General features: G+C 47.0%; 11 protein-coding genes. 10 read left to right on the forward strand and 1 reads right to left on the reverse strand.

Annotation, left to right across the window (positions count from 1 at the left end; all coding sequences use genetic code 11):
- Nucleotides 1-29: 29 nt before the first annotated feature.
- The 7 genes from ACEW9I_RS23130 to ACEW9I_RS23160 all read left to right on the forward strand — a co-directional run bounded on the left by ACEW9I_RS23130 (nt 30) and on the right by ACEW9I_RS23160 (nt 7,116).
- Complete coding sequence (locus tag ACEW9I_RS23130; RefSeq protein WP_373542681.1) at nt 30-392, forward strand: DUF1818 family protein; 363 nt, start codon at nt 30-32, stop codon at nt 390-392.
- A 38-nt stretch (nt 393-430) separates the two neighbouring features.
- Nucleotides 431-1,909: an alpha-amylase gene (locus ACEW9I_RS23135; protein WP_373542682.1), complete on the forward strand. Its 1,479-nt coding sequence runs from the start codon at nt 431-433 to the stop codon at nt 1,907-1,909.
- Nucleotides 1,910-2,119: 210 nt separating this feature from the next.
- On the forward strand, nt 2,120-3,145 hold the full coding sequence (gene pstS / locus ACEW9I_RS23140; RefSeq protein WP_373542683.1) for a phosphate ABC transporter substrate-binding protein PstS: 1,026 nt from the start codon (nt 2,120-2,122) through the stop codon (nt 3,143-3,145).
- Nucleotides 3,146-3,161: 16 nt separating this feature from the next.
- Entirely contained in the window at nt 3,162-4,145 is a 984-nt protein-coding gene (pstC, locus tag ACEW9I_RS23145; protein WP_373542684.1) for a phosphate ABC transporter permease subunit PstC, read from the forward strand.
- Between the two features lie 4 nt (nt 4,146-4,149).
- On the forward strand, nt 4,150-5,016 hold the full coding sequence (gene pstA / locus ACEW9I_RS23150) for a phosphate ABC transporter permease PstA (protein ID WP_373542685.1): 867 nt from the start codon (nt 4,150-4,152) through the stop codon (nt 5,014-5,016).
- 56 nt (nt 5,017-5,072) lie between these two features.
- Nucleotides 5,073-5,876, forward strand: coding sequence for a phosphate ABC transporter ATP-binding protein PstB (gene pstB / locus ACEW9I_RS23155; RefSeq protein WP_373542686.1), 804 nt, complete (start codon nt 5,073-5,075; stop codon nt 5,874-5,876).
- 109 nt (nt 5,877-5,985) lie between these two features.
- Nucleotides 5,986-7,116, forward strand: a complete 1,131-nt coding sequence (locus ACEW9I_RS23160) for an AI-2E family transporter (RefSeq protein ID WP_373542687.1) — start codon at nt 5,986-5,988, stop codon at nt 7,114-7,116.
- A gap of 6 nt (nt 7,117-7,122) precedes the next feature.
- On the opposite strand, the gene mnmA is transcribed toward ACEW9I_RS23160, so the two are convergent.
- Nucleotides 7,123-8,193: a tRNA 2-thiouridine(34) synthase MnmA gene (gene mnmA / locus ACEW9I_RS23165; RefSeq protein ID WP_373542688.1), complete on the reverse strand. Its 1,071-nt coding sequence runs from the start codon at nt 8,191-8,193 to the stop codon at nt 7,123-7,125.
- 18 nt (nt 8,194-8,211) lie between these two features.
- Between mnmA and ACEW9I_RS23170 the strand changes: the two genes are divergently transcribed.
- The 3 genes from ACEW9I_RS23170 to sufU all read left to right on the forward strand — a co-directional run bounded on the left by ACEW9I_RS23170 (nt 8,212) and on the right by sufU (nt 11,179).
- On the forward strand, nt 8,212-8,373 hold the full coding sequence (locus ACEW9I_RS23170) for a hypothetical protein (RefSeq protein ID WP_373542689.1): 162 nt from the start codon (nt 8,212-8,214) through the stop codon (nt 8,371-8,373).
- 294 nt (nt 8,374-8,667) lie between these two features.
- Nucleotides 8,668-10,623: an SLBB domain-containing protein gene (locus tag ACEW9I_RS23175; protein WP_373542690.1), complete on the forward strand. Its 1,956-nt coding sequence runs from the start codon at nt 8,668-8,670 to the stop codon at nt 10,621-10,623.
- A gap of 79 nt (nt 10,624-10,702) precedes the next feature.
- On the forward strand, nt 10,703-11,179 hold the full coding sequence (gene sufU / locus ACEW9I_RS23180; protein ID WP_373542691.1) for a Fe-S cluster assembly sulfur transfer protein SufU: 477 nt from the start codon (nt 10,703-10,705) through the stop codon (nt 11,177-11,179).
- Nucleotides 11,180-11,328: the final 149 nt, after the last annotated feature.

Raw genomic sequence — 11,328 nt, forward strand, 5'->3', positions numbered from 1 at the left:
ATTTAGTCTTGTTATAGCTCCCAAATTTTATGCAAAAAGTTCTCAAGTCTGGTGCGGGATGGCGGATCGGTTGGCGTCCAGAAAGTGCATATCAAGGCTTAGTCGGTGGGGATGATTGGGCATTTGAATTGACGGCTGACGAGTTAGCTGATTTCTGTCGCTTACTCGCGCAACTTGTCGCTAATATGCGATCGATGCAGGCAGAATTGATGGATGAGGAAAATATCGCCTGTGAAGCCGAGAGCCAACTGGTATGGATGCAGGTAGCTGGCATCCCCAATGAGTACACCTTACGGCTGATTTTGAATACCGGACGCAGTTGCGAAGGCAATTGGGCGGCGGCGGCGGTGCCAGAGTTAGTAACTGCTGTTGACAGTCTGAAGTTTTTTTGATATCAATGCTTCATTAACTTACATTTAGGAGCTAGATCGTGGCAGCAATTAATGGGGTGATGATGCAATACTTCCATTGGTACTCACATTCAGGAGGGTTGTGGCAGCAACTAGCTCGTGATGCTCAGGAACTTGCTGCGGCTGGATTTACGGCTCTGTGGTTGCCACCTGCCTACAAGGGGAATAACGGTAGCAATGATGTCGGGTATGCTGTCTACGATCTGTTCGATCTGGGTGAATTCGACCAAAAAGGATCGATCGCGACTAAGTATGGTACCAAGGATGAGTATCTAAAAGCGATCGCTCTCGCCCATGCCGCAGGTATCCAGATCTATGGCGATATCGTGTTAAATCACCGTTTGGGTGCCGATGCCAAAGAAGAATTTCTAGCAACTCCCCTCGATCCAAATAATCGGTTTCAACCGATCGATTCCCTGCAAACTATTAGCGGTTGGACGCATTTTACCTTTCCTGGCAGACAAGGTAAATACTCGACGATGCAATGGCATTGGTGGCACTTTGATGCGATCGATTACAACGTTCACAACCAGCAACAACAAGCAGTATATCTGATTAAAGATAAGACCTTCGATCGCCATGTCGATACAGAAAAAGGTAATTTTGATTACCTCATGGGCTGCGATCTCGATATGGACAATCCTGAAGTGTTAGGCGAGTTAAACTACTGGGGTGAATGGTATCTCGATACAACCAAAATCGATGGTTTACGTCTAGATGCGGTCAAACATATCGAACCGAGATTCTTTGATGATTGGCTCAAGCATCTTAATAATCATACCAAAAAAGATCTATTTACTGTTGGTGAATACTGGTCTTATGAACTCGATGCTCTGGAATATTTTATCAACCAGACTGAAGGCAAAATTCACCTAGTTGATGCACCCTTGCACAATAATTTTCATGTCGCTAGTCGTCAGGGTCAAAGTTACGATCTGCGCCAGATCTTCGATGGCTCCCTAGTTCAGCATCAACCCACACTAGCAGTAACATTTGTCGAAAATCACGATTCCCAACCACTTCAAGCCCTCGAATCAGTAGTAGAAAATTGGTTCAAACCCCTCGCTTACGCGCTGATTTTGCTACGTGAAGCTGGTTATCCTTGTGTGTTTTATGGTGATTATTACGGCGCAACTTATCGCGATCGCGGTCGCGATGGCAATCAGTATGATATCGTACTTCAGTCTCATCGTCCGGCGATCGATCGACTGCTCCACGCGCGTCGCCACTACGCTTATGGCATCCAGCATGATTATTTCGACCATCCCAATACTGTCGGCTGGACGCGACTCGGCGATACCGCGCATCCTGACAGCATGGCTGTCATCATCGCAAATAGCGCAGCCGGAACGAAATGGATGAATGTCGGTAAACCAAATACCACCTACATCGATCTCATGACAAATATCACAACCCCAATTCTGACCAATGCTGATGGCTGGGGCGAGTTCTGCTGTCAGGGAGGCTCTGTATCGGTTTGGGTACCAAAATCGCACTAACGATCGGTTAGATCTGTGACTGTTATAACTAATAATTAATTAAAGCTTAACCAACTGTTAATCTAACAATAATGAATAGTCATCTGAGGTTGCGCTAAGATGCTTCTGATATCAAAAAAGTTAGCAATAAGTAGTGCCGCTTATGTCGGAACTTGTGACTTTGAAATCAGCCAACCTTAACTGTTCTAAATAAATCTGACAGCTTCAAATATGTTATCCAAAAAATTCGGTCGGCTTACCACTCTCGCCGCAGTAGCAGTATCAGTTTTTGGTACTCAATTCGTGGCATTAGCCGATGTAACTCTTAGTGGTGCTGGGGCGACTTTTCCGCAACCTTTGTATGAAAGATATATCCGTGAGATGCGGAAGGCTCACCCAGACATAAAGGTTAACTACCAAAGTATTGGTAGTGGTGGTGGAGTTCGACAAACAATCGCTGGTACCGTAGATTTTGGTGCTAGCGATGCCGCCATGACCGATGCCGAAATTGCCAAGGTTAAGGGCGGCGTACTGATGATTCCTACTGCTGGTGGCGCAGTCACTGTACCTTACAACCTACCTGGAGTCAGAAATCTTAAACTTTCCAGACAAGTTTTGAGCGGCATTTTCTTGGGTAAAATCACTAACTGGAGTGACCCTCAAATCGCTGTAGCTAATAAAGGCATTGCATTACCAAACATTGCAATCAAACCTGCCGTTCGAGCTGATGGCAGTGGAACCACATTTATCTTTACCAACCATCTCAGTGCCATCAGCCCAGAATTCAAATCTGCTATTGGTGTTAATGTCCAACCTAAATGGCCAGCTAGTTTCTTGAAAGGTAAAGGTAATCCTGGCGTAGCTGCGTCAGTCAAGCAAACTCCAGGCGGCATTGGTTATGTCGAGTATGAAGTTGCACTCAAAAATGGACTTACATCTGCTTTAGTACAGAATGGTAGTGGCAACTATGTAGCCCCATCTTTAAAGGCTACAAACCAAGCTCTATCCGACGTTCAATTCCCAGAAAACTTTCGTGTATTTGATGCTAATTCCAATCAAGGGTATCCTATTTCTGGTTTGACTTGGTTGTTGATCCCTAAAGCCCAGAAAGATCCTGCCAAGGCTAAAGCAATCAAGACGATGGTCAGATGGATGCTGACTAGCGGTCAACAGTTTAATGACGATCTCAACTACACTTCGATCCCTAGTGCTGTTGCCCAGCGTGCGATCCAAGCTGTTGAAACTGGCGTGAAATAATAACCTAAATCTAACAATGTCTTCTCCTCAAAATTTGATTGTGCCGACACCAAGTGAAAATAGTTTGGCTAGGCGCACTCGTCCCACCAAAACCGATTTGGCTGACCGATTGTTCCGCTATCTAATGTATGCAGCTAGCGGGGTATCGGTTGCCATTCTTTTAATGATGGGCTGGGTCGTTTCTGAGCAGGCTTTACCTGCAATTTCAGAGTTTGGGCTGGGATTTCTGGTGGGTCAGGAGTGGAATGTGCCAGAACTCAAGTTTGGGGCATTACCAATGATTTATGGCACGATTGGGAGTGGCTTGATTTCGCTGATCTTCGCCATTCCCATCGGTTTAGCAGTGGCGATTGTCACCAGTGAGGATCTACTACCTCAATGGTTACGATCGACGATAGCGTTCACGATCGAATTACTCGCAGCGATTCCCAGTGTTATTTTTGGATTATGGGGGTTTTATACCTTCATCCCCCTACTCTTACCAGTTCAGCAGTTCCTTTACACCAGATTTGGCACTACTATCCCCTTCTTTAGTACCGAACCGTCAGGCTCTGGACTTTTGACAGCAGGAATGTTGCTGGGTATCATGATTTTACCCACTTTGGCGGCTGTGAGTCGAGAGGTGTTATTGGTTGTGCCTGGATATCTCCGCACTGGCTCGATGGCTCTTGGAGCTACTCGGTGGGAAACAATCTTCCGAGTTGTTTTACCCAAAGCTTTTTCGGGGATCGTCGGTGGTATCATGTTGGCATTGGGACGCGCCCTCGGCGAAACGATGGCAGTGACAATGGTAATTGGCAACGCTGAAAACATTAGTCCTTCAGTATTTTCACCTGCCTACTCGATTCCAGCCATCTTAGCAAATACATTTGCAGAGGCTCAAGAAGGTATTCACATTGGTGCACTAACTTATCTAGTGCTGATCTTGTTTACGATCACTCTAGTAGTGAATATTGGTGCAATCGGACTAGTTAGATTGGTCGAACGTGGCGAAAAATAGTACTATGAAACAATCAGTCTCTACTAATTTAACGACAAATTTATCCCCGATTCGGAATTTATTCGATCGCGGGATGACTCTCTTGGCTTTCGCGTTAACAATCCTTGGGATGTTACCACTAGTTTCAGTTTTGTGGAATATTATCTTGAAGGGATCTCCTGGTTTGACAGCCGCAATGTTTACCAAACCCATCATTGATGATGGGTTTGCAAATGCAGTGGTTGGCACCTTGCTGATGGTGACGATCGCCTCTTTATTGAGCATCCCAATCGGGATTGCTACTGGCATCTATCTAGCAGAATACGAGCCTAATGGTAAAATCAATCGCACTATCAAATTTTTGACGACTATTTTAACTGGAGTACCCTCGATCGTCGTGGGGATTTTTACTTATAGTGCAGTCGTATTAGTTACTAAAAAATTATTTGATTTTAGTTACAGTGCTATTGCTGGCGGCATCGCTTTGTCAATTCTGATGTTGCCAATTATTGCTTTGACAACAGAGGAAGTATTGAAGCTAGTTCCCAACAATTTTCGTTTAGCTTCATCTGGATTGGGTGGGAGTAAATTTCAAACAATTACACGGGTTATTTTGCCAAATGCTGTACCAGCGTTAACCACTGGAGTATTGCTCGCCGTCGCTCGTGGTATTGGTGAGACAGCTCCCTTACTATTCACTGCACTCTTTGCCCAAGATTGGGCAGATAATCTCTTGAGTCCGACAGCTTCTTTGCCAATTTTGATCTTTAACTTATACAACGATCCCGATCCAATCAAAAGTCAATTGGTCTGGACGGCATCTCTATTTTTACTTGGTATAGTTTTAATTATCAATTTACCTGCTCGGTTCTTGGTGAATAAAGGAAGATAAAATGGATGACTTCACGATCGAGTATTCGCCGAAATTAGTAAGCTTATTAAAATTTTATGTCAGAAACACATCAACCTCCTAAACAGTTAGAAACGGCAATTCAGGTAAACAACCTGAGTTTTTTCTATGGTACGTCTAGGGCACTAGAGAGTATCAACATGACTATTTTTAAAAATCATGTAACAGCGATTATTGGTCCTTCTGGCTGTGGTAAATCTACCTTTATCAAAGCCCTCAATCGGATTGGTGAATTAGAAGGGAAAATTAAAACAGAGGGGCAAGTAGAGCTGTACGGACAAGATATTTATCATCCCCAAGTCAATCTCAATCAACTGAGAAGACAAGTAGGAATGGTATTTCAAAAGCCTAATCCTTTTCCGATGAGCATTTATGAAAATGTTGCTTACGGCATCAAGATCGGTGAGGAGAAAGTTAGTCGTTCCGAACTCGATGGTATTGTCGAAACTGCTTTGAAAGGTGCGGCAATCTGGAATGAAGTCAAAGATAAACTGCACAAATCAGCATTAGGACTATCAGGCGGACAACAGCAGCGAATTTGTATCGCGCGCGCACTGGCTGTGAAACCCAAAGTATTGCTAATGGACGAGCCTTGTTCGGCATTAGATCCGATCGCAACTATCAAAATTGAAGATCTGATCCACAGTCTGCGTGACGAGCTGACAATCGCGATCGTCACTCACAATATGCAGCAAGCTGCGCGAGTTTCTGACTATACTGCTTTCTTCAGTACTGATGAAAGTCGGATCGGTCGAATGGTAGAATTTGGCGAAACTAAACAAATCTTTTCATTCCCAGTCGATAATCGTACCAATGATTATGTATCTGGTCGATTCGGCTAACGATTGTCCAATCTCAGCACTAAATCCCCGACTTCATTCAGAAGCTGGGGATTTAGTGTCATAGACATCTAAAATTTAAATAGGAGTTTGAATCAAATTGGGGGCTATTATGTCGATCGGTCAGTGGCTAGGATTAATTGCCTTAGTAGTATCGTTATACATACTATGGCAAATTCGTCAAGTCTTATTGATAGTTTTTGCCGCGATCGTGCTAGCCACAGCCCTAAATAAACTGGCGCGAAAAATTCAGCAGCGGTTGAAACTGTCGCGATCGCTCGGCGTAGTTGCTGCGCTCGGGATCTTTAGTGCCATTTTAGTTGGTTTCTTCATCCTGATCGTCCCACCATTTATTACGCAGTTCCAAGAATTGACTGTCACCAAATTCCCCGCAATTATTCAGTCTGCCGATCGCTGGCAGGCTAGTATCCAGTCATATATCCCAGCCCCACTCGTTCCGTATGTACCAAAGCTAGACGATCTCGAGCGGCAGATTCAGCCGCTCCTCAAGTCGATGGCGGGGCAATCGCTGACATTATTTTCTAGTTCCTTAGCCGCGATCTTAAATCTCTTATTTGTGGTGATTCTGACAATCATGCTACTGGCTCAACCAGGAGCTTATCGTCAAGTATTTATCTCGCTATTTCCCAACTTTTATCGACGGCGCGTCGATGGGATTTTAACTGAATGCGATATCTCCCTGGGTAAATGGGTGGGTGGGGCACTCCTGAGCATGGTAGTGGTGGCAGTACTCAGTTTGATTGGTTTATTGTCATTGGGGATTCCGCTAGCCCTCGCCCAAGCGATCCTGGCTGGACTCCTCAATTTTATCCCCAATGTCGGGCCGACGATGAGTGTCGTGATTCCAACGGCGATCGCCTTGCTCGACGAACCGTGGAAAGCGGTAGCGATATTTATTATCTACCTCTTAATCCAGCAATTTGAAAGTAATTTCCTGACGCCATATATTATGTCGCAACAGGTATCTTTACTACCAGCGATTACGCTGATCGCTCAAGTATTTTTTACGACCTTCTTTGGGTTTTTGGGGTTATTATTGGCGTTACCGCTGACTGTGGTTGCCAAAATCTGGATTAATGCTGTGTTGATCGAGGATATCCTCGATCGGTGGCAAGAGCGGCGCGGTAAGCGCGATCGCTCTAGTGAAGATCGCGACTATACCGAGCCAGTACCAGATCGGAACGTCGAAACCGAAATAGTTGTCACTGGTAAGGAAGGCTAAGTAGAGCTAGGCAACGATCGGATCGATGATGCCGCCACCCAGCACAATATCATCCTCGTACCAGACCGCCGCTTGACCTGGGGTAATCCCAAATTGCGGCTCATCAAATACTAGCTTGACCTTGCCTGCGGCTAGCGGGATGACACTCACAGGTACGGCTTCAGCGCGATATCGCACCTGCACTTGGGCACGAATCGGGGTTGCTGGCTGCGGAATCGATACCCAGTTGACGCGATCGACTGTACACTCTAGACCGTGACCATCAGCCCGCGCACCAACCACTACGCGGTTTTTGATAGCATCGAGAGCCACTACATATAACGGTTCGGGTGCAGCAATGCCGATCCCGCGACGTTGACCGATCGTGTAATGATGAATGCCTAAATGTTGACCTAAAACTGCGCCTTGCGTATCGACAATTTCACCTGGACGTTCGTTAATATATTTGTCGAGGAATGTTTTCATCGAGCCGTGTTTTTCAACCAGGCAGAGATCTTGACTCTCAGGCTTGTCAGCAGTGGATAAATTCAGTCCGGCGGCAATGTCCCGTGTCTGGGTTTTGAGGGTATCCCCCAACGGAAAGATGGTAGCACCCAGAATATCTTGCTCTAGATCGTAGAGAAAATATGTTTGATCCTTCGATCGATCGATCGCCCGCCGCAACTGGTACCGTTGCAACTGCTCATCGTAAGTAATCCGTGCATAGTGCCCCGTGGCAATATAGTCAGCTCCTAGCTCGGCTTTGGCGTACGCCACCATCGGCCCAAATTTCACGGCTTTATTGCACTGCGAACAGGGTAAGGGGGTGATACCTGCTTCGTAGCCAGCAACGAGATAATCAATAATATACTGCTCGAAAGTATCGCGACTATCGACGATCTGGTGGGTAATTCCCAACTGTTCGCAAATCTTGGCAGCATCTACCATCCCTTCGGAACAGCATTGACCCTTACCGCGCATCAACCACAGGGTTAACCCGAGGACATCATAACCTTGTTCGCACAGGAGCGCGGCAGCGACCGAACTGTCTACCCCACCGGAGAGTCCCACAACGACTTTTTTTGAAGCTGGCAACATTGAGATTTTTGCGATAACATGCCTACTCTTAGATTAACACTTCTCGATCGGCTTTTGGGGCGATCGGCTATGAGGTTGAGTTCCGCCAATGTGCCGATCGATCTCGCTCGCCAACCGCTCAAAGATTCTACGATCGCTATTTTTGGTCGAGTAATTGGGCATAATGAAAAGAGATCGTAATGAGTAGTGTAAGCTATTTATGGAACATCAAATTGTTGTCAAGCGTCGTCAATTCAGATCGGCTGAAAACTAATCTGAGCAGATTGTTGATGGTAAGGTGAGTAGAGTCTCTGACAACCGATCGGTTGCGATGCAAATCCTCGTCTCGACCTACCGCTGGATGCAGTTTAGATGAGTTGGTCTCGAACTATGATGCGGTAAAGGTACGATAAAAGACTGAAAATATCACCAATCTCTAAGCGATAAGCTAGATTGTTAAACACCAACTCTAATATACTAATATCTAAATTTTTTATGAATACTGCTAGTTTGCGGACTTACCTCTACAAAGGTCTCAGCGTCGGTCTGGTGCCAGTATTGACGATCGTCAATCTCCAGTCGATCGGGATCGCCGCTCCAGCGAAGACAGGTAAGCCCAAGACTCCAGCCAAAGCGATCGTGCTCCAATCGATCGATCTAGCAGCTCCAGCCAAAATAATCAAGCCCAAGACACCAGCCAAGACGAACGTTGCCAAAATCAGTGTCACAGTTCCAGGGAAACCAGCTAAAAAAACGCCAGCCAAGAAAGTCCCAATGACTAGATTAGCCGCGCCTGCATCTAATTTTGCCGATTCTTACACGCTGGGTCCTGGCGACAGATTGCGCGTAGATATCTTCAACGTTCCTGAATATAGCGGTGAGTTTTATGTCCTCGGCGATGGCGCGATCAATCTCCCCGTTGTGGGCGCGATTCCGATTCAAGGACTGACTGTCCAAAGAGCTTCATCATTGCTGACTGCATATTTTGCCCGCTACGTCAAGCGTCCGATCGTCACAATTAGTGTCTTGGCTCCACGTCCGGTGCAATTTGCCATTGCGGGCGAAGTCACACGGGCGGGTTCCTATACCATCCCCTTCACGGCTGACAACCGTAAATTCCCGACTGTCAGCCAAGCAATTCAACTAGCTGGTGGAACGACTCAAACTGCTAATCTGCGCCAAGTACAGGTACGTCGTGCGGCGACTGGTCGGATTATGGCGGTGAATATGTTTGATGTCCTTCAGCGTGGTAATACCGGACAGGATATCACCTTGCGCGATGGCGACACAGTATACATTGCCCGATCTGAGAATGTCAGTGCCGCCGACAGATTGCGGCTCTCAGGCTCCAACCTCGCCAATCAAGATGCGACTGTCAAAGTAGCAATCCTCGGCGAAGTCGGCAAACCAGGTACTTACACCCTCAGAGGCGAAAGTGGCGTATCTACTGGCGGTACGGGACGGGTCACCCCGCCCACACTCACCGAAGCGATCAAAATCGCGGGTGGTAGTACGGCTTCAGCCGACTTGAGCCGGATCAGAGTGCGGCGGAATACGCGCACAGGTGCAGGTCAAACCGTGCCGATTAACCTATTGAGCCTTTTGAAATCTGGAGACTTCGGTCAAGATATCATCCTCCAAGATGGCGATACCATCTTGCTACCGACTTCATCGGAGATCAACAATGCCAATAGTAGTCTAGTTGCAGCTTCCAACCTCGGCCCCCAAGCCATCAGCCCACCGAAGGTAGTAGTCGTCGGTGAAGTCAATCGTCCAGGTACATATACAGTCACTGGAGCTGGTAACACCACCAATAACAACACTCAGCTCACCGGAACTGTTGCTCTCCCAACGGTCACCAATGCCATCCAAGCTGCCGCAGGGATCAAACCTACCGCTGATATCCGGCAAATACAATTGATTCGGATGACTCGCTCTGGCGAACAGAAGATCTCACTCAATCTGTTCAAATTGCTCCAGCAAGGCGATACCAGCCAAGATATCATCCTCCAAGAAGGCGATCGCATTTTCATCCCAATCGCGCCCAATCCTAGCGCACAGGATGTCGATCTCGTCGCCTCCTCCACCTTCTCGCCTGCCACGATCCGCGTCAACGTCATCGGAGAAATCGCCAACAAAGCTGGTCGCGGTGGGACGATCGAAATGCCGCCAAATACGACTCTCAACCAAGCACTGCTAATTGCAGGTGGTTTTGATAACGTGCGTGCCAATAAAAATGAAATTGACTTCATCCGGCTCAATCCCAACGGGAGTGTCACCAAACGGTTGATCAAACTTAACTTCACCAGAGGGATCGATCCAGAAAACAACCCCCGCCTCCAAAACAACGATACGATCGTGATCGGTCGTAATGGTCTGACTCGGATTGGCGACGGTTTCAGCACGATCCTGACTCCGTTCAATGGTCTACTCAACTTGTTCAGATTCTAGTCAGCTAAATCACTAGCTAGTCCAGTAGCGATCGCGGATAATAAAGATCCGGCGATCGCTAGATGATGCTTAATTTGCTATGAATACGACTAATTTGCGAGATCTGTATCAACAGGTGATTCTCGAACACTATAAGAAACCCAAACATCGCGGCAAAACCAACCCGATCGATCGGTATCAGAAAGGGCACAATCCATCCTGTGGCGATACGATCGAGCTGACACTTCAGTTGGATGCCAGTAATGAACGCGTTACCGATATCAAATTTGAAGGTGAAGGTTGTGCGATCGCGATGGCTTCTGTCGATCTGATGGCTGGAGCATTGATTGGCAAGACGATCGATGAAGCTCTGGAGTCGATCGGCACTTTTCAAGGGATGATGAAAGGGGAAACCGAATTTCCCACGGCGCAACGCAAGCTCAACGTGATGAAAGGCGTCGCCCAATTTCCCGTGCGGATCAAATGCGCCAACCTCGGCTGGCATACGCTCAAAGCCGCTCTTCAAATGACAGGTGAAGCCAAACTTGCCGATTTTGTCACCAACGAAGCAGGGTAAACAGTTGACAGTTGCGGATGCTGTTCAGGCGGAGGATACCTGGCGCAGGTGTTGCACCAGCGGCTCGCGATACGTAGGCTCTGCCGAGGGTTTGCGGATGCTGTTCAGGCGGAGGAACCCTGGTGCATGTGTTGCACCAAGCAGCGAGA

This window comes from Chamaesiphon sp., assembly GCF_041738855.1.
In the GTDB taxonomy this organism is placed as follows: domain Bacteria; phylum Cyanobacteriota; class Cyanobacteriia; order Cyanobacteriales; family Chamaesiphonaceae; genus Chamaesiphon.

Coding starts and splice junctions, on each gene's coding strand:
- pstC (WP_373542684.1), top strand. CDS start 3,162: ATGTCTTCTCCTCAAAATTTGATTGTGCCGACACCAAGTGAAAATAGT.
- ACEW9I_RS23170 (WP_373542689.1), top strand. CDS start 8,212: ATGCCTACTCTTAGATTAACACTTCTCGATCGGCTTTTGGGGCGATCG.
- pstB (WP_373542686.1), top strand. CDS start 5,073: ATGTCAGAAACACATCAACCTCCTAAACAGTTAGAAACGGCAATTCAG.
- pstS (WP_373542683.1), top strand. CDS start 2,120: ATGTTATCCAAAAAATTCGGTCGGCTTACCACTCTCGCCGCAGTAGCA.
- ACEW9I_RS23130 (WP_373542681.1), top strand. CDS start 30: ATGCAAAAAGTTCTCAAGTCTGGTGCGGGATGGCGGATCGGTTGGCGT.
- pstA (WP_373542685.1), top strand. CDS start 4,150: ATGAAACAATCAGTCTCTACTAATTTAACGACAAATTTATCCCCGATT.
- mnmA (WP_373542688.1), bottom strand. CDS start 8,193: ATGTTGCCAGCTTCAAAAAAAGTCGTTGTGGGACTCTCCGGTGGGGTA.
- sufU (WP_373542691.1), top strand. CDS start 10,703: ATGAATACGACTAATTTGCGAGATCTGTATCAACAGGTGATTCTCGAA.
- ACEW9I_RS23160 (WP_373542687.1), top strand. CDS start 5,986: ATGTCGATCGGTCAGTGGCTAGGATTAATTGCCTTAGTAGTATCGTTA.
- ACEW9I_RS23175 (WP_373542690.1), top strand. CDS start 8,668: ATGAATACTGCTAGTTTGCGGACTTACCTCTACAAAGGTCTCAGCGTC.